The sequence below is a fragment of the Streptomyces sp. Sge12 genome (genome assembly GCF_002080455.1).
In the GTDB taxonomy this organism is placed as follows: Bacteria; Actinomycetota; Actinomycetes; order Streptomycetales; family Streptomycetaceae; genus Streptomyces.
The window spans coordinates 1,885,553-1,909,299 of record NZ_CP020555.1; the positions used below are offsets into that span (position 1 = coordinate 1,885,553).

19 protein-coding genes and 1 tRNA gene are annotated in these 23,747 nt (G+C 73.8%); 8 read left to right on the forward strand and 12 right to left on the reverse strand.

The features are described 5' to 3' along the window. Nucleotides 1-269 precede the first annotated feature (269 nt). The gene (glgX, locus tag B6R96_RS08360; protein WP_030386028.1) at nt 270-2,384 is read left to right on the forward strand and encodes a glycogen debranching protein GlgX; all 2,115 of its coding nucleotides are present in this window, start codon (nt 270-272) and stop codon (nt 2,382-2,384) included. Here the strand turns inward: glgX and B6R96_RS08365 are convergent. Further along, entirely contained in the window at nt 2,369-3,685 is a 1,317-nt protein-coding gene (locus B6R96_RS08365) for an MFS transporter (RefSeq protein ID WP_081522133.1), read from the reverse strand. The two genes, glgX and B6R96_RS08365, sit on opposite strands and share 16 nt — an antisense overlap. Nucleotides 3,686-3,767: 82 nt before the next feature. Between B6R96_RS08365 and treY the strand changes: the two genes are divergently transcribed. Further along, nucleotides 3,768-6,041, forward strand: a complete 2,274-nt coding sequence (gene treY, locus B6R96_RS08370) for a malto-oligosyltrehalose synthase (RefSeq protein WP_081522134.1) — start codon at nt 3,768-3,770, stop codon at nt 6,039-6,041. 57 nt (nt 6,042-6,098) lie between these two features. Here the strand turns inward: treY and B6R96_RS08375 are convergent, their stop codons facing one another. Beyond that, complete coding sequence (locus B6R96_RS08375; protein WP_053704600.1) at nt 6,099-7,010, reverse strand: LysR family transcriptional regulator; 912 nt, start codon at nt 7,008-7,010, stop codon at nt 6,099-6,101. An 83-nt stretch (nt 7,011-7,093) separates the two neighbouring features. Here B6R96_RS08375 and lpdA point away from each other — a divergent pair, with 83 nt between their 5' ends. After that, nucleotides 7,094-8,506 carry a dihydrolipoyl dehydrogenase gene (gene lpdA, locus B6R96_RS08380; protein WP_081522135.1) on the forward strand — a complete coding sequence of 471 codons (1,413 nt, stop codon included), beginning with the start codon at nt 7,094-7,096 and terminating at the stop codon, nt 8,504-8,506. Between the two features lie 116 nt (nt 8,507-8,622). Then, nucleotides 8,623-9,948, forward strand: coding sequence for a M14 family zinc carboxypeptidase (locus B6R96_RS08385; RefSeq protein WP_081525027.1), 1,326 nt, complete (start codon nt 8,623-8,625; stop codon nt 9,946-9,948). On the opposite strand, the gene B6R96_RS08390 is transcribed toward B6R96_RS08385, so the two are convergent. The 3 genes from B6R96_RS08390 to B6R96_RS08400 all read right to left on the reverse strand — a co-directional run bounded on the left by B6R96_RS08390 (nt 9,929) and on the right by B6R96_RS08400 (nt 12,065). Further along, entirely contained in the window at nt 9,929-10,798 is an 870-nt protein-coding gene (locus B6R96_RS08390) for a 2OG-Fe(II) oxygenase (RefSeq protein WP_081522136.1), read from the reverse strand. The genes B6R96_RS08385 and B6R96_RS08390 overlap by 20 nt on opposite strands. Nucleotides 10,799-10,904: 106 nt before the next feature. Next, nucleotides 10,905-11,369 carry a GNAT family N-acetyltransferase gene (locus tag B6R96_RS08395; RefSeq protein ID WP_335755522.1) on the reverse strand — a complete coding sequence of 155 codons (465 nt, stop codon included), beginning with the start codon at nt 11,367-11,369 and terminating at the stop codon, nt 10,905-10,907. Nucleotides 11,370-11,501: 132 nt separating this feature from the next. Next, entirely contained in the window at nt 11,502-12,065 is a 564-nt protein-coding gene (locus B6R96_RS08400) for a DUF1707 and FHA domain-containing protein (protein WP_030386036.1), read from the reverse strand. Between the two features lie 109 nt (nt 12,066-12,174). Here B6R96_RS08400 and treZ point away from each other — a divergent pair, with 109 nt between their 5' ends. Continuing rightward, nucleotides 12,175-13,920, forward strand: a complete 1,746-nt coding sequence (gene treZ / locus B6R96_RS08405) for a malto-oligosyltrehalose trehalohydrolase (protein WP_081525028.1) — start codon at nt 12,175-12,177, stop codon at nt 13,918-13,920. Nucleotides 13,921-13,923: 3 nt separating this feature from the next. Here treZ and B6R96_RS08410 read toward each other — a convergent pair whose 3' ends face one another. Continuing rightward, nucleotides 13,924-15,048, reverse strand: coding sequence for an aminopeptidase P family protein (locus B6R96_RS08410; protein WP_053704595.1), 1,125 nt, complete (start codon nt 15,046-15,048; stop codon nt 13,924-13,926). A gap of 232 nt (nt 15,049-15,280) precedes the next feature. Here B6R96_RS08410 and B6R96_RS08415 point away from each other — a divergent pair. After that, nucleotides 15,281-15,353 (forward strand) — tRNA-His (locus B6R96_RS08415). Between the two features lie 60 nt (nt 15,354-15,413). On the opposite strand, the gene B6R96_RS08420 is transcribed toward B6R96_RS08415, so the two are convergent. Both B6R96_RS08420 and B6R96_RS08425 read right to left on the reverse strand, forming a co-directional pair. Then, nucleotides 15,414-16,169, reverse strand: coding sequence for an alpha/beta fold hydrolase (locus B6R96_RS08420; RefSeq protein WP_030386039.1), 756 nt, complete (start codon nt 16,167-16,169; stop codon nt 15,414-15,416). A gap of 140 nt (nt 16,170-16,309) precedes the next feature. Next, a complete protein-coding gene (locus tag B6R96_RS08425) occupies nt 16,310-18,370 on the reverse strand; it encodes a phosphocholine-specific phospholipase C (protein ID WP_081522138.1) in 2,061 nt (686 codons plus the stop codon). Between the two features lie 185 nt (nt 18,371-18,555). Between B6R96_RS08425 and B6R96_RS08430 the strand changes: the two genes are divergently transcribed. Then, nucleotides 18,556-18,909 (forward strand): hypothetical protein, encoded by a 354-nt coding sequence (locus B6R96_RS08430; RefSeq protein ID WP_081522139.1) that lies wholly within the window; start codon nt 18,556-18,558, stop codon nt 18,907-18,909. A gap of 5 nt (nt 18,910-18,914) precedes the next feature. After that, nucleotides 18,915-19,640 carry a hypothetical protein gene (locus B6R96_RS08435; protein ID WP_081522140.1) on the forward strand — a complete coding sequence of 242 codons (726 nt, stop codon included), beginning with the start codon at nt 18,915-18,917 and terminating at the stop codon, nt 19,638-19,640. Between the two features lie 119 nt (nt 19,641-19,759). Here B6R96_RS08435 and B6R96_RS08440 read toward each other — a convergent pair whose 3' ends face one another. The 4 genes from B6R96_RS08440 to B6R96_RS08455 are packed head-to-tail and all read right to left on the reverse strand — an operon-like array spanning nt 19,760 to nt 23,550. Then, nucleotides 19,760-20,365 carry a GTP-binding protein gene (locus B6R96_RS08440; RefSeq protein WP_030386050.1) on the reverse strand — a complete coding sequence of 202 codons (606 nt, stop codon included), beginning with the start codon at nt 20,363-20,365 and terminating at the stop codon, nt 19,760-19,762. Beyond that, nucleotides 20,352-20,726, reverse strand: coding sequence for a DUF742 domain-containing protein (locus B6R96_RS08445; protein WP_052872023.1), 375 nt, complete (start codon nt 20,724-20,726; stop codon nt 20,352-20,354). Before B6R96_RS08445 ends, B6R96_RS08440 begins: the two co-directional genes overlap by 14 nt. Further along, nucleotides 20,726-21,142 (reverse strand): roadblock/LC7 domain-containing protein, encoded by a 417-nt coding sequence (locus B6R96_RS08450; protein WP_052872024.1) that lies wholly within the window; start codon nt 21,140-21,142, stop codon nt 20,726-20,728. Before B6R96_RS08450 ends, B6R96_RS08445 begins: the two co-directional genes overlap by 1 nt. Next, nucleotides 21,139-23,550 carry a sensor histidine kinase gene (locus B6R96_RS08455; protein WP_081522141.1) on the reverse strand — a complete coding sequence of 804 codons (2,412 nt, stop codon included), beginning with the start codon at nt 23,548-23,550 and terminating at the stop codon, nt 21,139-21,141. Before B6R96_RS08455 ends, B6R96_RS08450 begins: the two co-directional genes overlap by 4 nt. Nucleotides 23,551-23,747: the final 197 nt, after the last annotated feature.

A 23,747-nucleotide genomic window follows, 5' to 3' on the forward strand; every position in this document is an offset into this window, starting at 1 on the left:
CGTCTGGACGCCCGTCTCCAGTGATCACGGAAGGGTACTCCGCGCGCGCGGCCCGGTGCAGCCCGACGGTCCGTACGGCGGGCGTCGGTTGACCCATTATCGGATGCGCAGACAGTCCGCTGACCCGCATATCAGCTCTGCGGGTCACCCGGTAGGACCCCTGCCAAGTCCGCGCTTGGGGCCCCTCTTTCGGGGAAGATCTGCCAGGGACGTGGTCCACGCCGGGTCAGCCGGGACATCTTCGGACAACGAGGGAAGAGTCGTTATCTATGCAGGTCTGGCCGGGACAGGCGTATCCGCTGGGTGCCACGTACGACGGCGCCGGCACCAACTTCGCGGTCTACTCGGAGGCCGCCCGACGCATCGAGCTGTGCCTGCTCCATGACGACGGGTCCGAGTCCGCCGTGGAACTGCGGGAGACGGACGCCTTCGTCCGTCACGCGTACCTGCCCGGCGTCATGCCGGGGCAGCGCTACGGGTTCCGCGTCCACGGCCCGTACGAGCCGGAGCGCGGCCGCCGCTGCAATCCGGCGAAGCTGCTGCTGGACCCGTACGCGCGGGCCATCAGCGGCCGGGTCAGCTGGAACGAGGCGGTGTACGGCTACCACTTCGGCCGGCCGGACTCGCGCAACGACCTGGACTCCGCACCGCACACGATGAGCTCGGTCGTGGTGAACCCGTACTTCGACTGGGCGAACGACCGGCCGCCGCGGCACGAGTACCACCACACCGTGCTCTACGAGGCGCACGTCAAGGGTCTGACCATGCGTCACCCGGACCTTCCCGAGGAGCTGCGCGGTACCTACGGGGCGCTCGCGCACCCGGCGGTCATCGGCCACCTCACCAAGCTCGGGGTGACGGCGCTGGAGCTGATGCCGGTGCACCAGTTCGTCAACGACCACCGGCTGGTCAACGACGGGCTGAGCAATTACTGGGGTTACAACACCATCGGATTCTTCGCTCCGCACAACGGCTACGCCTCGGGCGACCGCGGGCAGCAGGTGCTGGAGTTCAAGTCGGCCGTCCGGGCCCTGCACGAGGCCGGCATCGAGGTGATCCTCGACGTGGTCTACAACCACACCGCCGAGGGGAACCACCTGGGCCCGACCCTGTCCTTCCGCGGCCTCGACAACGCCTCGTACTACCGGCTGGCGGAGGATCCGCGCCACTACATGGACACCACGGGCACCGGGAACTCGCTGCTGATGCGCTCCCCGCACGTGCTCCAGCTGATCATGGACTCGCTGCGGTACTGGGTCACCGAGATGCACGTGGACGGTTTCCGCTTCGACCTCGCGGCGACGCTGGCCCGCCAGTTCCACGAGGTGGACCGGCTGTCGTCGTTCTTCGACCTGGTCCAGCAGGACCCGGTGGTCAGCCAGGTCAAGCTGATCGCGGAGCCCTGGGACCTGGGCGAGGGCGGCTACCAGGTGGGCAACTTCCCGCCGCTGTGGACCGAGTGGAACGGCAAGTACCGGGACACCGTACGGGACCTGTGGCGCGGGCAGCCGCGCACGCTCGCGGAGTTCGCGGGACGGCTGACGGGCTCCTCGGACCTCTACCAGGACGACGGGCGGCGGCCGCTCGCGTCGATCAACTTCACCACCTGCCACGACGGTTTCACCCTGAACGACCTGGTCTCGTACGACGAGAAGCACAACGAGGCCAACCGGGAGGGCAATCGCGACGGCGAGACCCACAACCGGTCCTGGAACTGCGGGGTGGAGGGGCCCACCGAGGATCCGGAGATCATGGAGCTGCGCGAACGCCAGATGCGCAACTTCACGGCCACCCTGATGCTGTCGCAGGGGGTGCCGATGCTCAGCCACGGCGACGAGTTCGGCCGCAGCCAGGAGGGCAACAACAACGCCTACTGCCAGGACAACGAGCTGTCGTGGGTGGGCTGGCCGGAGCCCGGCAAACCGGCGCCGTCGCTGCTGGAGTTCACCCGCCGGATGGTGTGGCTGCGCCGGGACCACCCGGTCTTCCGGCGGCGCCGGTTCTTCCACGGGCGGCCGGTGGAGGGTACGCACGACGAGCTCTCGGACATCGCCTGGTTCACCCCGCACGGGGAGGAGATGCGGGCGCGCGACTGGCAGGCGCAGCACGCGCGGGCGCTGACCGTCTTCCTGAACGGGGAGGCGATCTCCGAGCCGGGCACCCGCGGGGAGCGGATCACCGACGACTCGTTCCTGCTGATGTTCAACGCCGGTGCGGAGCCTCAGGACTTCACCGTCCCGGCGGGCCACGGCGCGCAGTGGCGGCTGGTGGTGGACACGGCGCGGGCGGACGTACTGCCACCCGGCACCGGGCCGCAGTACGCGGCGGGTGACCGGGTGGCGCTGACGGGGCGGTGTCTGGTGGTGCTTCAGCGCCCGGCGTAGGCGGCGCCGTTCTCCCCGGTCACCGGCGACGGGGTCCGCGGGCCCTGAATGCGCGTCCCGGCGGGGTGCGTACGGGCCGCGGGCACCCGGGTGACGAGCGCGAGGAGCAGGCAGAGCGCGGCCGCCCCGACGGCGACGGCGAAGGCCCCGGCGGGGCCGTACGCCTCGGCGAGGCGCCCGCAGAGGACGAGGGCCGTGGCCTGCCCGGCCACCAGGCAGCTCGCGGCGAAGGCCATCGAGGTGGAGAGCCGGGCCGGCTCCACGGCCCGCTCGGTGAGCGCGAACGCGGTGATCAGGTGCGGTGCGTAGGCGGCGCCGAGCACCGTGACGACGGCGTACAGCGGCCACAGGCCGTCGGTGACCAGCAGCGGGGCGGAGAACACCAGGGCCGCACCGGTCGCCACCCGCCAGCGCAGCCGCAGCCCGAAGCGGGCGGGCAGCGCGCCGAGCGAGATGCCGACGACCGCGCTGACGACGCCCATGGCGGAGTAGACGACGGCGGCCTGGTCGGGGACGCCGAGCCGGATGGTGAGCGCGGTGATGCCCGCCTGGCAGGCGCCGAACATGGCGCCCTGGAGGGCGAGCGAGCCGCGTACGGCGTGGACCACCGCGGGCGGCCGGACCCGGCTCCCGGTGCCGCGGTCCCGCGACGCGGGCGCCGCTCCCCCGGACTCCGCCCGGGCGCGGCCCCCTGTGACGGCGGCGGTGGGGTGCAGTGCGTAGACCGTACCGAAGACGGCCACGAGGCCGGCCGCGGCGGCCAGGGCGAAGGCCGGGTGGGCGAGGAGGGCGGCGAGTCCGACGAGGGCGGGCCCGAAGACGAAGGAGACCTCGTCCAGGGTGCCTTCGAGCGCGTGGACGGCGCCGACGACGCTCTCGTCGGCCCCGGCCCGGTGGGCGAGGGCCACGGACCGGGTGCGGGCGAGCGGGCCGATCAGCGGTACGGAGGCTCCGGTGACGGCGCCGATCGCGGCGAGCGGGACGGTGGCCAGACCGGTGAGCGCCCCGGCGACCAGGGCGGCGGTGGCCACGGCGTTGACGGCGGCCGCGGCCAGGACGACGGACCGCTGCCCGTGCCGGTCGGCGAGCCAGCCGAGGACGGGCCCGAAGAGGACCTGTCCGACGGAGAGGGCGCCGCCGACCACGCCCGCGGTGGCGAGGGAGCCGCTGGTCTGGGCGACCAGCAGGAAGATGCCGAACTGGGACATCGCGACGGGCAGTCGGGCGAGGAAAGAGACGAGCGGGAGTAGGGGCCCGGTCAGGGCGATGACTCTTCGATAGGTGTTGACGGTTCCAACCACTTGATCAACACTAACGCGGCGCAGTCACTCGGATGCATTGGGTAATGGCACGGAATCCGGCAGGCTGGGTACGTACGTTCTCATGAGCCAGCCGCGCGCGACCACCGAATCGGAACCTGACGTTCCGGCACCTGTCACTCCGACGTCGACCTACCGTCTCCAGCTGCGCCCGGAGTTCCCCTTCGCCGCGGCCGAAGCAGCCGTACCGCACATCGCCTCGCTCGGCGTGTCCCACCTGCACCTCTCCCCCGTCCTGGAGGCGGCGCCCGGCTCGACGCACGGCTACGACGTCACCGACCACTCCCGGGTGCGGACCGAGCTGGGCGGCGAGCCGGGCCTGCGGTCCCTGGCCGCGGCCGCCCGGGCGCACGGGCTCGGCCTGGTCCTCGACATCGTGCCCAACCACATGGCCGTGCCCACCCCGCTGCGGCTGAACCGGCCGCTGTGGGAGGTGCTGCGGGACGGCCCCGCCTCGCCGTACGCCCGCTGGTTCGACATCGACTGGGAGGCGGGCGGCGGACAGGTGCTGCTGCCGGTGCTCGCCGGGCCGGTGGAGACCTGCGAGCTGAAGGCCGACGGCGATGTGCTGCGCTACGGCGAGCAGGAGTTCCCGCTGCGCGAGGGCACTGCGGGGCTGGCGCTGCCCGAGCTGCTCGCCGCCCAGTGGTACCGGCCGGCCTGGTGGCGCGAGGCCCGCACCTCGCTCAACTACCGCCGTTTCTTCACGATTTCGGACCTGATCGGGGTCCGGGTGGAGGACCCGGACGTCTTCACGGCCACCCACGCGAAGGTGCTGGAGCTGGTCCGTGACGGGATCGCGGACGGGCTGCGGATCGACCACGTGGACGGCCTGGCGGACCCGGAGGAGTACTTGCGGCGGCTGCGGGCGGCGGCGGGCGAGGGCTGCTGGGTGGTGGTCGAGAAGATCCTGGCCCGCGAGGAGCGGCTGCCGTCCGCCTGGCCGGTGGCGGGCACCACCGGCTACGACGCCCTGCACCGGGTGGACGGGGTGCTCACCGACCCGGAGGGCGCCGCGGAGCTGGCGGCCCGGTACGGGGAGAGCACCGGGCTGCCGCAGTGGCCGGAGACGGCCCGGGCGGCCGCACGCGAGGTGCTGACCGGCGACCTGGCCGCCGAACTGGGCACCCTGGAGCGGCAGGCGGGTACAGAACTGGCACCGGCCGTCCGGGAGTTGCTGATCGCCTTTCCCGTCTACCGGCCGTATCCCGGCGAGCCGGAGCTGCCGCCGCGGGCGGTGGAGCAGGCCGCCGCGCTGGCCGGTGCGGACGCGGTGGCCGGCGTACGGGAGCTGCTGCTGCGGGATCCGGCCTTCGCCGCCCGCTTCGCCCAGACCTCGGCGGCCCTGCGCGCCAAGTCCCTGGAGGACCGGGCCTTCTACCGGTACGCGCCGCTGCTGTCGGCCACCGAGGTGGGCGGGGAGCCGGGCCGGCCGGCAGTGCCGCCCGCGGAGTTCCACGCGTACTGCGCCGACCTGGAGCGGCAGTGGCCCGCGGCCGGCACCGTGGTGTCCACCCACGACACCAAGCGCAGCGCGGACGTCCGGGCCCGGATCGCGGCGCTGTCCCAGGCGCCGGAGCTGATGGGCGGCCCGGCCGGGGGCGACCCCCAGCTGGCCTGGGTGGCCCGGCAGACCGCGATGGGGCTCGGCCGGGCCCCCGAGGCGGCGCCCCGGCTGGCCGACGCCCTGCTCAAGGCGGTCCGCGAGGCGGCCCTGCACACCAGCTGGACCGACCCGGACGAGGAGTACGAGGCGAGCGTGGCCGGGTACGCCCGGACCCCGCTCGACCTCCCGGCGGAGCTGGCCGGGGCGGCCCGCGCCAACCTCCTCGGCATGACCCTGCTGCACCTGGCGATGCCGGGCGTCCCGGAGGTCTACCAGGGGGCGGAGACGGAGTACCGGGCCCTGGTGGACCCGGACAACCGGCGTCCGGCCCACTTCCCCCGCAGCGCCCTGGCCCGGCTGGACGAGGGGGCCGCCCCGCGGGACGCGGCCGAGGAGAAGCTGGCCCTGACGGCCGCCCTGCTGCGGCTGCGCCGGGACCGCCCGGAGCTCTTCCGGGGCTACACGCCGGTCCCGGCCCGGGGCGCGGCCGCCGACCACCTGGTGGCCTTCACCCGCGGCCCCGGGCTGCTGGTGGCGGCCACCCGGCTGTCCCACCGGCTGGCCGGGGCGGGCGGCTGGCGGGACACCCGGCTGCCGCTGCCCCCCGGCACCTGGACCCCGCTCGTCCCCGCCTCCCCGGACGGCACCGACCCCCGTGCCGCGCACAGCGGTTCGGCCGAGGTGGCCGCCCTGCTGGCCGACCACCCGGTGGGCGTCTGGCTGCGCCGCTGATCCCGCCGGGCCGGGCCCGCCCGCCGCCCGGACCCGCGGAGCGCGCCCGCCCGCCACTCAGACCCGCGGAGCGCGCCCGCCCGGGACCGGTGCGGCCGGGCGGGCGCCGACCAGCTCCGCGAAGGCGGCCGCGGCGCCGGTCAGCGGGACGCGGGAGAAGGCCGCCAGGGGGCGGTGCCACGGCGGGTCGAGGGAGAGCAGGGCGCAGTCCTCCCCGACCGCGCCGCGGACCATGTGGGCCGGGGCCATGACGATGCCCACCCCGGCGGCCGCCATCCGTACGGCCGTCGAGGTGTGCTCCGTACGCAGCACCGTGTGCGGGGTGAAGCCGAGCGCCCCGCACGCCCGGTCGAGCACGAGGACGCCGTCGACCAGCGGTTCCATCGCACAGCGGATCCAGTTGTGGTGGGCCAGCTCCGTGAGCCGCACGGCCGTGCGGCCGGCCAGGGGATCGTCGAAGGGGACGACGACGACCAGTTCCTCCCGGCCGATCGGGACGAGCGGACCGGACCACGCGGCGGGCTCCGGGCCGACCGCGAGGTCGGCGACACCGCGCTCCAGCTGCTCCTCCAGGGCCTCGGTGGAGCCGTACTCCCGCAGCACCAGGGAGACCCCCGGGTGCAGGGCCCGCCAGCGGGCGGCGACGCCCGGGAGCAGGCCGACGGCCAGCGCGTGCACGGTGGCGATGTGCAGCTCGCCACCGGCCACGCCGGCGGCGGCGCGGGCCGCCCGCTCGGCCTGGTGGGCGCTGCGGACGGCGAGCTGCGCGTGCGGGAGGAAGGCTCGGCCCATGGGGGTGAGCCGGACCCCCCGCGGCATGCGCTCCAGCAACGCGCCGCCCACGGACCGCTCCAGGGCCTTGACCTGGTGGGACAGGGCGGGCTGCGTGACGTGCAGGCTGTCCGCGGCGCGGGTGAAGGAGGACTCCTCCACGACGGCGAGGAAGTACTCCATCTGGCGCAGGCTCATGACCGCGAAGCATAAGCATCCTGCATGGCATCCAGAAGATCATTTCCTTGGACTTGCCCCAACGGGCCGTGGAGGCTTGACGCATGACCAACGACAGCACGGTGGATGTGATCGTGATCGGCGGCGGTACGGGCGGCTACAGCACCGCCCTGCGCGCCTCGGCCCTGGGCCTGAGCGTCCTGCTCGCGGAACGCGACAAGGTCGGCGGGACCTGCCTGCACCGGGGGTGCATACCCAGCAAGGCCATGCTGCACGCGGCCGAACTCGTCGACGGCGTGGCCGAGGCGCGGGAGCGGTGGGGGATCCGGGCGAGCGTGGAGTCGATCGACTGGTCGGCCCTGACCGCCACCCGGGACGACATAGTGGCCCGCAACCACAAGGGCGTGGAAGGGCACTTGCAGCATGCGGGAGTGCGGGTGGTACACAGCGGCGCCCGGTTGACCGGGCCCCGCTCCGTACGGACCGAGGACGGGCAGGAGTTCACCGCCGCCCGGGGCATCGTGCTGGCCACCGGGTCCCGGCCGCGCACCCTGCCCGGCCTGGAGCCCGACGGCCACACCGTGGTCACCAGCGACGACGCGCTGTTCGCGCCCGGGCTGCCCGCTTCGGTGCTGGTGCTGGGCGGCGGGGCGATCGGGGTGGAGTACGCCTCGTTCCACCGTTCCATGGGCGCCGCGGTCACCCTCGTCGAGGCCGCCGACCGGCTCGTTCCGTCGGAGGACGCGGACGTGTCCCGGCATCTGGCGCGGGGCCTGAAGAAGCGCGGGATCGACGTGCAGACCGGAGCCCGGCTGGAGGGGGCGCAGCGGCTCGCGTCCGGGGGCGTCCGGGCCGCCGTGCGCACCGCGCGCGGGGAACTGCGGCAGATCGAGGCGGAGCGCCTGCTGGTGGCGGTCGGCCGGGTCCCCGTCACCGACGGCCTGGACCTCGCGGCGGCCGGACTGGCCACCGACGGCCGGGGGTTCGTGGCCCCGGCCGACTGGTCGCGGCTGGAGAGCGCCGTCCCGGGCATCCATGTGGTGGGCGACCTCCTGCCGCCGCCCTCCCTGGGACTCGCGCACGCCTCCTTCGCGGAGGGGCTGCTCGTCGCCGAGACCCTGGCCGGGACGGCGAGCGCGCCGGTGGACTACGCGGCGGTGCCCCGGGTGACCTACTCGGCCCCGCAGACCGCCGCCGTCGGGCTGACGGAGGCGCAGGCCCGCGAGGCCTCGTACGACGTGGTGGTGAACACGATGCCGCTGACCGCCGTGGCCAAGGGCATGGTGCACGGGCAGGGCGGCACGGTGAAGGTGGTCGCCGAGCGGGGCGGGCGGGTACTCGGGGTGCACCTGGTGGGGCCGCACGTGTCGGAGATGATCGCGGAGAGCCAGCTGATCGTGGGCTGGGACGCGGAGCCGGCCGACGTGGCACGGCACGTCCACGCCCACCCGACGCTGTCGGAGGCGGTCGGGGAGGCCTTCCTCAGCCTGGCGGGCCGCGGCCTGCACCAGCAGTAGCCCGACCCCTCACGGGCCGCGGCCCCGGGCGTTGGCCAGGGGTTTCATCCGGGATTCGGGGAACTGCGGGGCCCGCGGAGCAGTAGGCGGCGGGCCCCGCGGGCATGGCATCCCTTGTGACTCTCCTCCGTGACATGCGCTACCCCACACCGCGGGAACTCGGGCTCGCCGCCCGCGCTCTGGCGGACGAACACCCCGGCGAGGTACGGCTCCGGCAGGCCGGCGCCTCCCGAGCCGGGCAACCGCTCCACGTCCTGTCCGTCGCCGCCACGGGCGGCGCCCCGCTCGGGGCCGACCGCAACGTCCTCGTCGTCGCCGGGGCGCACGCCAACGAGCCCGTCGGCGGTGCCACCGTCCTCTCGCTCGCCCGGCGCCTCCTCGACGACCCGGCGCCGCGGGCGGGCTGCGGCTGGCACTTCCTGCTCTGCGCCGACCCGGACGGCGCGAACCTGCACCGCACGCCCCGCCCGTACTCGCTGCTGGACTACCACCGGAGCTTCTTCCGGCCGCCCGGTCCCGAACAGCCGGAGTGGGCGCCGTCCTTACTGCCTCCGGACCGGCTGCCGCCCGAGACCCTGGCCCTGACCGCCCTCATCGACGAACTGCGCCCCGTCCTCCAGGTCTCCCTGCACGCCACCGACCTCGGCGGCTCCTGGGTGCAGCTCACCCGGGACATACCCGGCCTCGCCGAGCCGTTCGCCAAATCGGCCGCCGAGCTGCGCATCCCGGTGGAGAACGGGGCCTCGGACGCGGCCGGCTGGCCCTCCCCCGGCCCCGGGATCTTCGTGATCCCGCAGCCGGGCAGCGAGGCCGCGGGCGCCTTCCACCCGGAGGACACCCGGCTCAGCACCTGGTACCACGCCCACCGCTACGCGGGCACGACCGCCATCGTCGAAGTCCCCATGTGGGCCTCCGACCTGGTGGACGACCCGGCCCCGCACCCGGACCCGCGCGGCGCCCTGCGGATGCTGGCCGAACGGCTCACCACGGACGCCGCGCTGGTCGCCGCGGTCCGCGGAAGTGCCCGCGTACGGGAGGAAGACCCGCCGCCGCAGCCGGACCCGGCCGCGGCCCCCCTGCTGCGGGCGGTGGACTGGACGCTCTCGCTGATCCCCCAGGTCGCGGCGGAGTGGACGGCCGGGGCCCCGGCGGAGGCCACCGCGGCGTACATCGCCAGCATCGACGCCTTCGGGCGCCGGCTGTCCCTGCGCGCCGCCGCGATGCTGCTACGGGTCCTGCGCACCCAGGAACACCCGGCGGCGCCCGGGCTGGACCGGCTGGTGACCGGGTGGTGCGAGGACTTCGCGGCCCGCTTCGGGGCCCGCTGGGTCCCGGTGGCCACCCAGGTGGAGCACCAGTCCCGTACCGTCCTGGCCGCCTACGACCGGCTGGTCGCGGCCCGGCGGCCGGACGGAACGACCGTCAGTTCCCGCTCGTCCTGAGGCGGGTGGCGGGACCGGACGGCGGCAGGGCGACCGGCATGGCGCCGTCGTGGTCGCCCTCGGCGTCGTGGAGCGGGCGGGTGCCCTCGGCCGCGTCCGCCATCCACTGCGCCGTGCGGGAGAGCCGGGCGTCCGGTCGGGCGTCCGGTCGGGCGTCCGGTCGGGCGTCGGACTCCTCGTCGGAGATCCAGGTGGTGAGGGTGAACCGGTGGTCCGAGAACCGCCCGCTCGGGCAGGTGGAGGGCACGACCTCGTGGAAGGCGCTGGAGGGGAAGAAGACGATGGTGTCGTGCTCGGGTTCGACGGTGCGGTAGGACTCCGCCGGGCGGGCCCTGCCGTCGTTCACCACGGTGTCGTAGAGGCGGAGTTGGCCGCCGCCGAAGCCGCGGGGCCGGCGGTGGAGGTAGTACACGGCGGACAGCGCCGTGCTCACGTCGCGGACGCGGGAGGCATCGGTGTGGGTGCCGAAGTGGCCGCCTTCGCCGTGCGCGGTCAGGACGGTCAGCGACCGGGTGAGGGCGGCGCGGTGGTCCAGGACCTCCTGGACGAGCGGCAGGCAGTCGGCCAGGTGCGCGCTGAACACCTCGCTCGTCACGGGGAGGACCAGCGAGTCCCGTCCCTTGCGGGACACCTGTCCGGTGAGGGGGTCCACGACCGTTCCCGCCGTGAAGTCGTCGGCTCGCGCTATCGCGTACTCCAGCAGGGCGCCGGCCCGCTCGGCCCCGAGGAAGTTCTCGAGGCGGCAGACCGGCGCCGGGACGGCGAGTACGGGGGACCACTGGTCGGAGGACGGCAGTACGCGGGGGCTGATTTCCATCGGCGTGGCCGGTTCCATCGTGTATCCGCTCATAGCCCGGAACCGTACGACGGCGGTCGTCCGCGCCGAAGGGGCACAAAGGGGCGCACGGGTGTGCGCGGCGTACGCCCGCGCCGGGCCTCAGGTCACCGGTCAGGAGTCAGCGGTCGACGGGCAGGCTGTACCGGAGCTTACGGTGGCCGGTGGCCCCGAGGCGGTCGTAGAAGCGGATGGCGCCCTCGTTCCACTCGGGGGTCTGCCACTGGACCTGCTCGAGGCCGAGCTCACGGGCCAGCCCCGCGACGCCGTCCACCAGGGCGGCTCCCAGGCCGTGCCCGCGGGCCTCCTCCGCCAGGTAGAGGCAGTCCATGTGCAGGTAGTGCCGGGCGTCCCAGAAGGCGAACTCGGACGAGCAGGCGGCGTATCCGGCGACCGTGCCGTCCGGGGTCTCGGCGAGCAGCACCCACAGCCGGGCGTCCTCGGCGAACAGCTGCGGTCCGAGCAGGGCGGCGAGGCCCGGCGGGCGCGGCGCGGAGCGCTCGTACGCGACGTGCTCGTGGACGAGTTCTTCGAGGCGGGGCAGGTCCCCGACGCGGGCGCGGCGGACGGCAGAGGTGTGTTCCATGACGGCCATCCTGCGCGGTGGGTCCCGGCGGCGGACCGGCGGGGCCTCCCCCGGCAGGCCGCCGCGGCGGCCCGTCGAGCGGCGACCCTGCGAGCGGCGGCTTGCCGAGAAGGCCCCGGCTGCCGGGCGGCCTCAGCCGGTCGAGAGCCGGAAGGTCATGTTCCCGAAGCTGACCTGGTCCCCCTCGCGGACCACCGCGGAGCCGGTCACCCGGCGCCCGTTGACCGTGGTGCCGTTGGTCGAGCCGAGATCCCTCAGCACCCACACCCCGTCGCGCATGCTGAGCTCCGCGTGCGCCCGCGACACGGTCTCGTGGCTCAGCCGCAGCCCGTTGCCGGGGTCGCGGCCGATCCGCAGGGCCGCCGCGCTCGGGTGCGGCATCAGCAGCTTGGGCAGCTTCTCCGCGTTCCATGCGCGCCGGACCCCGACGGACACGGCGGAGACCCGGCCGACCCAGCCGAACAGCCGACGGGTCCACGGGCTTTCGGCCGCCTCCCGGGACTGGAGGTCGGCGGTGAGCACCGCGAGGTCCTCGGAGCGGCGCGCGACAAGGGCGAGTTCCATCCGGCGCAGGAAGGTGTCGTGGGACAGCTTGCCGAGGGCGGCGCCCTCCCGGAGCTGGCCCAGCGCCCGGTCGCGCTCGGCGTCGGACAGCCGCGGCGCGGGGAAGGAGGGAATCTCGAAACTGGACGTCACAGGGTGATTGTCGGCCCGTCGGGGCCGGAGTGTCCAGAACTCCCCCGCCGCGCCCGAAATGATGGGCAGGATACGCATGCTGGACCCGCCGCCGACGAGGGGACCGTCCGTGCAGTTCGAGGTGTGGGCACCGCTGACAGGCCACGTCGCCATGCGGCTCGACGGGGCGACGTACGACATGACGCGCGATCCGGACCGGGACGGCTGGTGGACCGCCGAGGCCCCGGCCGCCGACGGGAGCCGCTACGGGTTCCTGCTGGACGGTGAGGGGCCCTGGCCCGACCCGCGCGGGCGGCGGCTGCCCGACGGGCCCGACGGGCTGTCGGCGGTGGTCGACGTCGAGGCCCTCGCCCCGCGGCCGGCTCCGGCGCCGGGCACCGGGCTCCAGGACGCGGTCCTGTACGAGCTGCACGTCGGCACCTTCACCCCCGAGGGCACCTTCGACGCGGCCGCCGCCCGGCTCGGGCACCTGACCGCCCTCGGCGTCACGCACGTGGAGCTGATGCCGGTGTGCTCCTTCGCCGGCCGGCACGGCTGGGGGTACGACGGGGTCGCGCCCTGGGCGGTGCACGAGCCCTACGGCGGCCCGGCCGGCCTGGCCCGCTTCACGGCCGCCGCGCACGCGGCCGGGCTGGGCGTGGTGCTGGACGTGGTCCACAACCACCTCGGCCCGTCCGGCAACCACCTGCCCGCCTTCGGCCCGTACTTCACCGACACCCACCACACCCCGTGGGGCACGGCGGTGAACCTGGACGCGCCCGGCTCGGACGAGGTGCGCGCCTACCTCCTGGGCAGTGCGCTGGCCTGGCTGCGCGACTACGGGATCGACGGGCTGCGCCTCGACGCCGTGCACGCGCTGGCCGACGACCGGGCGCTGACCTTCCTGGAGGAACTGTCCGCGGCCGTCGACGACCTGGCCGCCGACACCGGCCGCCCGCTGTTCCTGATCGCCGAGTCCGACCGGTGCGACCCGCGCACCACCACCCCGCGCTCCGCCGGGGGCGTGGGCCTGCACGCGCAGTGGAACGACGACTTCCACCACGCCCTGCACTGCGCGCTGACGGGCGAGTCCCAGGCGTACTACGCCGACTTCGCCGCGGCCCCGCTCGCCGCCCTCGCCAAGACCATGACCCGGGCCTTCTTCCACGACGGCACCTGGTCCTCCTTCCGCGGCCGCACCCACGGCCGGCCGGTGGACCGCCGCCGGACCCCGGCCCACCGCTTCCTCGGCTACAGCCAGACCCATGACCAGATCGGCAACCGGGCGCTCGGCGACCGGCTCTCCGCCTCGCTCTCCCCGGGGCTGCTGGCGTGTGCCGCGACCGTGACCCTGACCGGGCCTTTCGTGCCGATGCTGTTCATGGGCGAGGAGTGGGGGGCGCGGACCCCCTGGCAGTACTTCACGGACCACCCCGACCCGGAGCTCGCCGAGGCGGTGCGCTCCGGGCGCCGCCGGGAGTTCGCGGCGCACGGCTGGAAGGCCGAGGAGATCCCGGACCCGCAGGACCCGGCCACCCGCGACCGCTCCCGCCTGGACTGGTCGGAGCCCGAACAGGCCGTCCACGCCCGCCTGCTGGACTGGTACCGCACCCTCGTCGCGCTCCGCCGCACCCATCCTGACCTGCGCGACCCGGACCTGGCGGCGGTCCGGGTCGCCCACGACGAGGAGCGGCGCTGGCTCACCTTCCGGCGCGGCGAGGTCCGGGTGGTCGTGAACCTCTCCGCGGACCCGGTGACGATCGCGCTGGGCCGCAACGGGGTACGGGTGCTGGCCGCCTGGGAGCCGCTCGACCACCCGGGGCCGGACGGGCGGATCCACGTACCGGGCGAGTCGGCGGCCGTCCTGGCGCCGTGACGCTCACTCCACGACGGCCAACTCGCGCGGGGCGTTGTTGAGGCGGCGCCCGCCGTCCTCGGTGACGGTCACGATGTCCTCGATGCGGACGCCGAACCGGCCCGGGAGGTAGACGCCCGGCTCCACGGAGAAGCACATGCCGGGGACCAGCGGCTGCTCCTCGCCCTCGACCATGTACGGGGGCTCGTGGGTGGTCACGCCGATGCCGTGGCCGGTGCGGTGAATGAAGCGGTCCCCGTAGCCGAACTCGGTGATCACGGCGCGGGCGGCCCGGTCCACCTCCTGGCAGGAGACCCCGGGCCGGACCGCCGCCACGCCGGCCTGCTGGGCCTCGCGGACGATGTCGTGGACCCGCTGCTCCTCGGCGGTGGGCTCGCCGACGTGCACGGTGCGGGAGATGTCGGAGCCGTAGCCGAAGCGCAGGCCGCCGAAGTCGAGGACGACCATGTCGCCGCGGCGGATCACTCGGTCGCCGGCCTCGTGGTGCGGGTTGGCCCCGTTGGGGCCGGAACCGACGACGGTGAAGTCCACCTGGGAGTGGCCGTGCGCGCGCAGCAGGCCGGCCAGGTCGTCGGCGACGTCGATCTCGCGGCGGTCGGCGAAGGGGAGGTGGAGGACCTGCGCGTAGGCGGCGTCGGCGGCGGCCCCCGCCGCGGCGAGGCGGTCCAGCTCCCGCTCGTCCTTGACGGCGCGGAGCATGGGCAGGCAGTCGGTGAGCGGCGCGTAGGAGGCGTTCGGCAACTCCCGCTGGAGGCCGAGCAGATGCAGGGCCCAGGTGTTGTCGCTCACCCCGAAGCGGCCGCGGAAGTCCAGCAGCGGGGCGGTGACGGCGTACGGGTTCTTCCCGTCGGCCCAGTCCCGCAGGGTCAGCGCGGTGGCGCCCGGAGCCTTCTCCGCGTCGGGGGCCTCCAGCGCGGGCACGATGAGCACCGGGTCCTGCCCGGCGGCCAGCACGAGCAGGGTCAGCCGCTCGGTCTCGGCGGTGGGCCGGTAGCCGGTGAGGTGCGTGAGGTCGGGCCCGGGGGCGATCAGCAGGCCGGCGAGCCCCGCGGCGGCGGCGGCCTCGGCGGCGGCGGTCATCCGGGCGGCGTAGTCGTCGGCCGTGAAGGGTGCGGGTTCACGTGTCATACGGGTGATCCTGCCGTGCCCCGCGCGGCGGGGGCGGCGGCCGCGCCGGTCGCCTCCCGGCGGGGGCGGCACCGGGGCCGGCGCCGGGCGCGGCGCCCGCCGCCCCGCGGCACGGCGCGGCCCCGCACCCCGCGGGTCCGGGCCGGAGGCCGATATATCGCGTCGCGGGAGCACCCCTCTGATCGGCTATGCTGTGCTTGCACATCGAACGGGCGGTCCGCCGCCCTTCGTGGTGGGTGTAGCTCAGTTGGTAGAGCACCTGGTTGTGGTCCAGGTGGCCGCGGGTTCAAGTCCCGTCACTCACCCTGTTGATCCCGTGGGGCACGAGGTTTCCTCGTGCCCCACGGGTTTTTTCGTGCCCTTCGCTAGATCCGCAGGAAGGCCTCCACCTCGGTGACGAAGGCCACCGGGGTCTCGTGCGGCGGGTAGTGGCCGGAGCCCGGGATCGTCACGATCCGGCAGTCCGGGTACGAGGCCTGCCACGTGGCGCGCATCACATCCGGGGTGATCGCGAGGTCGTACTCCCCTACGAGGACGAGCACCGGAACGGTGTTGCCCTTCACGGCGGAGGACAGGTCGAGGGGCTGCCAGCTCGCGAGGTACCCGGCGAAGGCCTCGGGGCGGGAGACCGTGAGGGAGTGGGCGACCATCCGGTCGAGCCAGTACCCGCTCACCCGGTTTCCGGTGACCAGGTCGAGGATGGTCCGGCGCTTGCCGGGGTCGGTGGCGGCGCCGTGGAAGAGGGCGTGGGTCGCGTCGTCCATCGCGTAGGGCTCGGCCGGCACGGGCGCGAGGCCGATCAGCTTCTCGACCCGCTCGGGGGCGCGGACCAGGACCTGCTGGGCCGCCTTGCCGCCCATGGAGTGGCCGAGGAGGGAGAAGGTGTCCCAGCCGAGCTGATCGGCGAGTTCGAGGACGTCGTCGGCGATCTCGGCCAGGGTGTGGCGGCCGGCCACGTCGCGCCGGTCGCCGTAGCCGCGGTAGTCGAGGAAGACGTAGCTGAAGCCCTCGGGGTCCAGGTGGTCCAGGACGGAACCCCAGTTCGCGGAGGTGCCGAACCAGTCGTGCAGCACGATGACGCGGACGGGTCCGGTGCCGATCCTGCGGTGGGCGATGGCCATGCGTTCTCCCTCGGTGACGTGGCGAAGAAAACCGACGCCGAGGGTTCTGCCCACCGCTCCCACCGTCACACCGCCACACGTGCGTGCGCATCCCGCGCGGAACTTCCTGCTGCGGGTCGGCCCGCAGCAGGAGGACCGGGTCAGACGGTCTTGATCGCCGGGTCCGAGACGCCCGCGGCGCCCGTCTCCACGTGTCCGGCGAAACGCCGCAGGAAGGTCGTGTCGGCGTCGGAGACGACCTGCACGTCGTACCAGCGGCCCGAGGCGGCGAGGGACACCGTGTGGGAGACCGTCGCACCGGCCGCCACCCGGAGGGTCTGGGCCGCGCCGCCGTAGGAGTTGGTCACCGTGAGGTTGACGGCGGCCGTCCCGGAGTTGGTCAGCGTCAGTGCGAGGTTCCCGGTGGCCGCGACGTGGCGGGCCGTGGCCTCGGGGCCGGCCTTCTTCGCCGGGCCCTTCCAGGTGCGCAGGAAGCCGTTCGGACCCCAGACGGTGAGGTTGATCTGGTTGCCCGTGGAGCTGCTGGTGGACCAGGTGTCGGCAAGGGTCTTGCCCGCCTCGACCGTGTAGGGCCAGGGGCCGTCCGTCCGGTTGCCCGAGGTGCTGTGGAAGTGGGCGCCCAGGGTCGGGCCGGAGGCGAAGGTGAGGGTGAACCGGCCCGTCGAAACGGTGCGGGCGCCGTCCACGTACGGCTGGTAGCCGAGGGCGCGGGTCGGCTTGGCGCCGGCCTCCTGGCGGGGCAGGGCGCCCGTCGCCGGCGGGGTCGGGTGGTAGGACGGGTGGCGGTTCCTGTCCGGCGGGACGTAGCCGGCCGTGGACGGGAGCGCGGCGGGCGCGGCATCGGCCCGGGTGAAGTCGAAGGCCGAGGTCAGGTCGCCGCAGACGGCGCGGCGCCACGGGGAGATGTTCGGCTCCTGCACCCCGAAGCGCTTCTCCATGAAGCGGATCACCGAGGTGTGGTCGAAGGTCTCGGAGCAGACGTAGCCGCCCTTGCTCCAGGGGGAGACCACGATCATCGGGACGCGCGGGCCGAGCCCGTACGGTCCGGCCGCGTAGCCGCCACCGCCCGCGTAGAGGTCCTTCGACACGTCCGCCGTGGACAGGCCCCAGGCCGCGGAGGCCGGCGGGTACGGCGGGACCACGTGGTCGAAGAAGCCGTCGTTCTCGTCGTAGGTGATGAACAGTGCGGTCTTGGCCCAGACCGCCGGGTTGGCGGTCAGCGCGTCCAGGACCTGCGAGATGTACCAGGCGCCGAAGTTCGTCGGCCAGTTGGCGTGCTCGCTGAAGGCCTCGGGGGCGGCGATCCAGGAGACGGAGGGCAGGGCGCCGTTCACCACGTCCGCGCGCAGCCGGTCGAAGTAGCCCTCGCCCGCCTTGGCGTTCGTGCCGGTGCGCGCCTTCTCGTACAGGGCGCTGCCGGGCTGGGCGTTCCGGTAGCTGTTGAAGTACAGCAGCGAGTTGTCGCCGTAGTTGCCGCGGAAGGCGTCATTGATCCAGCCCCAGGAGCCGGCGGCGTTCAGGCCGTCGCCGATGTCCTGGTAGACCTTCCAGGAGACGCCGGCGGACTCCAGCCGCTCGGGGTAGGTCTTCCAGCCGTAGCCGGCCTCCTGGTTGCCGAGGACCGGGCCGCCGCCCGTTCCGTCGTTGCCCGTGTGGCCCGTCCACAGGTAGTAGCGGTTCGGGTCGGTGGCGCCGATGAAGGAGCAGTGGTAGGCGTCGCACACCGTGAAGGCGTCGGCGAGGGCGTAGTGGAACGGGATGTCGTTCCGGGTCATGTACGACATGGTCGTGGCCGTCTTGGCCGGGACCCACTTGTCGTACTTGCCGTTGTTGTACGCCTGGTGGCCGCCGGCCCAGTCGTGGTTGAGCCCCTCCAGGAACTGCATCCCGAGGTCCTGGACCTGCGGGTTGAAGGGCAGGACGTCCTTGGTGCCGTTCGACTGGTGGAAGACGGACTTGCCGTTGTCCTGGAGGACCGGCCGCGGGTCACCGAAGCCCCGGACCCCCTTCATCGCACCGAAGTAGTGGTCGAAGGACCGGTTCTCCTGCATGAGGACGACGATGTGCTCGATGTCCTGGATCGTTCCGGTGGTGCCCTGGGCCGAGATGGCGGCGGCCCGCGCGATGCTGTCGTTCAGCATCGTGAGGGCCGCGGTGCCACCGGCTATCTGCAGGAACCTGCGACGATTGAGTTCTGCCATGGGGTGACGACCTCTGCGGGTGAGGGGGGAGTCGAGGGGCGCCCCAAGGACAGCGGCCCCGGGGTACCGGGCGGGGATCACTTCGTGACGCTGCGCCGTACACCTGGAGAACGAAAAGAGCTCCCGAACGACCTGCGCATCTGCTGAAATGACCTCCCACACACTGCACGGGGGGCGCAGAGCTGATGGCCGGGACCGAGTTCGGGCATGCCATCGGGCCGTCCCGCGCGCTCTCCGGCCTGCCGCTGGCGCCGCTGCAGGGAGGGTACGGGGAACTCCTCGCCGCACAACAGGGCCTGGGCCTGCGCCACTTGGGCGAACTGCTGGTGCCGCCCGGCGGCCGGTTACGGGTGCTCGACGGGATCTTCGCCGTCACCGGCCCCGCCCGGCGCCTGCACGTGGGCACCGGTGTGCTGCGGGCGCTGCGCCGGGAACAGGCGCCCGCGCCGGGCTGCTCCACCCCGGCCTGCACCAGCTGCCTGGGGATCTGGGCGCGCGGCCGCCGCAGCCGGTCGGGGAGCAGGTCGGGGCCGACGTAGGTGACGTGATCGCCCTTCACGTAGAGCCGGTTGCGGGCCCGCAGTCCCTTCAGTCCGGCGATGTGCTCCATCTCGCGGGCGATGAAGCTGTGCAGGTCGACGGCGTCGAAGGGCTTGATGGCCAGTTTGCCGCCGCCCGCCGGATCGTCGGCGGGCCGGCTGACGTCGATGGGCTGCCAGACCATTTCCTTGATCTTCGAGCCGCTGCCGACGAACGGGTTGGTGCGCTCGGCGCTCGCCGTGTACGGAACCACGTTGGCCCGCTTCTGCTCCAGCAGCCGGTCCTCCACCTCGGCGCCGACCCCGGGGGCGAGGTCCTTCGGCCGCTGGGCGCCGTGCTCGACGCCGAGGGCCGCCGTGCGGGCCGCGTCCTCGGCGCCGCGGACCAGCACCCAGGCGGCCGTGTACGCGAGGACGAACGCGGCGGCGGCCGCGAGGGCGAGCGCGGGCAGACCCGCGACCAGCCCGTACAGCGCGGCCGGTACCGCCGCCCACACACCGGCGGCGCAGAGCCCGGCGAGACGCCGGTCGCGCAGGTCGGTGCGCCGGACCGAGGCCCGCGCGTGGCGGGCCAGGGCCACCAGGTCGATGCCGAGCGAGAGTCCGGTGGCGTGCAGCCGGTCCTCGGTGAGCTCGACGTCCACCTCGCGGGCGAAGCCCTCGTCCAGGTGCGCTCCCGCGCACAGCAGACGGGTCACCGCGTCGTCCCGGTACTGTGCCAGCACCGGTAACCGGCGTGCTGCCATATCGCGCCCTCCCCCGTGGCCCACGACCCCCTGGCGTCTCACCCTATGTAAACGGGCCCTGCCTGTCGCGGGGTTGGCGGGGACGGGCGCGGTCCGGCGCGGGCTCAGCGGCCGGCGGCCGCCGGGGCCTGCGCCTTGGTGATGAGCAGGTCGAGCAGGGCGAGCAGGGAGGCGCGGACGTCCGTACGGTCGCGGGCGTCGAGCATGAGGACGGGGGTGTTCGGGTCGCGCAGGTGCAGGGCGGCCGCGATCTCCTCGGCGGTGTAGTGCTGTTCGCCGTGGAAGCAGTTGGCGCCGACCACGAAGGGCAGTCCGCGGCTCTCGAAGAAATCCACGGCCGGGAAGCTGCGGTCGAGGCGGCCGGTGTCGACCAGCACGATCGCCCCGAGCGCCCCGTTCAGCAGGTCGTCCCACATGAACCAGAAGCGTTCCTGGCCCGGCGTGCCGAACAGGTAGAGGACGACGCCGGCGTCGGTGAGGGTGAGCCGGCCGAAGTCCATCGCCACGGTGGTCACCGTCTTGGACTCGATGCCGTCGAGGTCGTCGACGCCGACACCGGCGGCCGTCAGCCGTTCCTCCGTGCGCAGCGGCTCGATCTCGGAGATCGTCTCCACCAGGGTCGTCTTCCCGACCCCGAAACCGCCGGCGACGAGGATCTTGACCGGGGCCGGTTCCCGGTGGGCGGACGCGGTCGTGTCATATCCGGGCAAGGCTGTCCCTGATTCTCATGAGCAGGTGCACGTCGGTGGTCTCGGCGACCGCCAGGGGCGGCCGGTGGTGGATCAGCCCGCGGTCGGCGAGTTCACCGAGGAGCAGCGTCATCGGAGTGAGGCGGATGTTCATCCGCGCCGCTATCTCGGCGACCGCCCGGCCGCCGGGCGGCGCGCACATGGCGAGGATCTCCTGCCACTCGGTGGGCAGGGCGCCGTCCACCTCCGCGCCGGTCGCCGCCGTGATGGTGGTGTCCATGGTGAGGACGGTGTGCGAGGCGGCCGTACGCCCGTCGGTCAGGGCGTACAGCCGCGTCCGGCGGCGGCCGGCGGGCTGTGGCTGTGGCTCGTCCTGCGGCATTACGCGGACGGCTGGCCGCGCTCGGGGGTGCCCAGCCACTCGCCGAGTGCCTGCGCGGTCCGTACGGCCTCGCCGCCCAGTTCGCCGAGGCGCGCCTTGCGGGAGGTGACCACGATGAGCGTGCTGCCCTCGCCGCATCCGACGATGCACAGGTACCGGTCGTCCATCTCGACGAGCTGGCGGATGACGCGACCGCCGTCGACGTCCCGGGATATCGCCTTCATCGTGGACGCGATGCCGGAGGCCGCGGCCGCCATGCGCTCGGCCTGGGGCTCGTCCAGCAGGTAGGCGCTGAGCTTGATGCCGTCGTTGGACAGGAGCACGGCTCCCTGGATGCCGGCGATCCTGCTCAGGTTGTTGTCGAGGACGCTGTAGATCGCGTCGTTGGCTGCCGCAGTGTTCGGTGAGGTGGTCATGGCTGATCCCGTCGGAGCTCTTCTTCCACTGTCTGGGTCCCCTGTTCGTAGTCCGCCCAGGCATCGGCCACCTCTTCGGGTGTCGCGGTGTCGGGCCGGACCACGGTCTCCTGCGCGCGGGGCTCGCGCAGCTGCTCGGCGATGTGGGTCTGCGGGACGCGCTCCGGGAGGGCCGGGCGGCCCGCGAGTGCGGGTACGGGTACGGGTACCAGCGGGGCGGGTGCGGCCGCGGGCACGGCCGCGGGGGCCTTGGTACGGCGGCTCGGCAGCCCGGCGCTCGTGTGCGCGACCGGCTCGGGTGCGGGCTCGGGCCCGCCCGCCGCGGGCGGACCGGTCACGGCGGCGGCCGCGGCGACGGCCGGAGCCGGGACGAGGTCGGCAGCGGGGGCGGGGGTGGGCGCCGGGAGCAGCTCGCGGACGGCGGCCGGGGCCTGCAACGCCCGCTGCGGCTCGGGCTCCCCGGTGGTGCGCGGGTCCCGGTCGCCGGTCGCCACCAGCAGCTCCGCGGGCAGGATCACCACCGCCGAGGTGCCCCCGTACACCGAGCGGCGCAGGGTGACCGTGGCGTGGAGCTGCTCGGCGAGGTGCCCGACGACGAAGAGCCCGAGCCGGTGGGCGTTCTGCGCGAGGACGGAGTACGGCGGGGCCGCGTGCAGGCGCCCGTTCATCTCCTCGTAGCGCTCCGGGCTCACGCGCGGCCCGCGGTCCTCGATCTCGACGGACAGCCCGTCGGTCACCACCTCGGCGCGGATGACCACCTTGGACCGCGGCGGGGAGAACCGGGTGGCGTTGTCCAGCAGCTCCGCGAGCAGGTGGCTGATCCGGCTGATCGCGCTCGGTTCCACACTGGTCTCGTCCAGGGCCTGCCGCTCGATGCGCCGGAAGTCCTCGACCTCCGCGGCCGCTTCGCGCAGCAGGTCGGCCACGCGCATGGGCTCGGTGTGCGGGTCGGGAACCTCGCCGCCCGCGAGGATGAGCAGGTTCTCGATCTGGCGCCGCATGCCGACCGTCAGCTGGTCGGCCCGCATCAGCTCGGCGAGGAGGGCCTCGTCGTGGCCGAAGGTGTCCTGGAGGTCCTCGGTGAGGCTCAGCTGGCGGCTGACCAGGTTCCCGGTCCGTGAGGCGATGCCGGAGGCGAACAGGCCGAATCCGTGGCGCTCGGCGGCGAGCCGGCGGTGTCCGTCGACGGACACCGCGACGGCCCGGGCGAAGGCGTCGCTGATGCGTCCGACCTCGTCCCGGTCACCGCTCACGGCCGGCAGGGCCTCGGGGTCCACGGTCTGTCCGCGCTGGAGCCGGGAGACGACGTCGGGCAGGGTCTCCTCCGCGACGGTCACCGTGCGTTCGTGCAGGTCGTGGAGGCGGCGCAGGACCGACCGGGTGGTGAGGACGACCACGACGACGACGGCCAGCAGACCGCCGGCGCTGCCTCCGATCAGCCAGGCGACCTCGGTCTGCAGCTCGCCGGCCTTGGCGTCACCGCGGGCGAGGACCGAGCGCGCCAGGTCGATGTTGAGCGTGGTCATCTGCACCGAGAAGTTGGCGTGCGCGGAGGGCCAGCCGGCGATCTCGGCGGGCAGTTTGATGCCCGAGACGATGTCCTTGTGCCCGGAGAGGACGGCGCTCTCGATGCGTGTCTTGGTCTGCCAGTCCGAGGAGCCGACGACCCGCTCGTAGAACCGCTGGTCCCGGGCCGTCAGGTGCGGCACGATCAGCGCCTCGTGCAAGTACCGCTGGGCGCCCAGGGCGCTGACGAACTGGTCGTAGCCGGCGAAGGTCAGTTCGCCGGAGGGGCCGGCCAGGGCCAGGACGGTGTCCTCGCGCGCCACCATCTCGGTGGCCTGGAGCATCGAGACCACGGGCCGGCTCGCCTGGGCGAGTTCGGCGTCCTCCGCGTGGCTGAACTCCTGCTGGTACACCTGGATGACCTTGCCGATCACCTCGGAGTAGTAGGCCAGCGTGCTGTCGGCGGTGCCGCTGCGGGCGTCGGCCCGCAGGCGGTGGTCGGGGAGCTTGTCGAGCTGCCGGGTCACTTCGCCGAAGGACCGCTCCGGATCGACCGCCAGGCGTCGGAACTCGGCGGCGGCCAGATCGGTGGCCTCGCGCCGGGCGCGCAGTTCGCCCTCGGACTCGCCGGTGCCCGCCCAGCGGGCGGCGGTCGCCGTCCGCTCGGCCTGCATGTCGACCATGAGCGTGTAGAGCGGGGCGCCGATCCGCTCGGCGGCCACCACGTCGGACCGCAGTTGCGCCGACTGGTCCAGCAACCGCTCCGCGGTCAAAGCCACTTGGGTGCCCATCGCGACGGTGGGGACCACGGCCAGCCAGATGAGCAGGGTGCGCAGGCGCACGGTGCGCCGCCGACGGGGCGTCGACTGCCGTCGTATGCCTTCGGGTTCTGTGGGAGACATCGGTCCTCGCGAGCGGGGGACGGCGGGAGGCCGATCATAACCAGACATGGCGGAGTTTCGGATAGGTGTCTTCCGGGCCCGAAGCGTGCTAGTTGCGGGAAATCCTCGCAGGCCAGAGATCGGATCGGAATCGAACCGCGACGTACTCGACACCAAGGCCGTCCCGCCCGGTTCCGGCCGCCGGATAACCGGTGGAG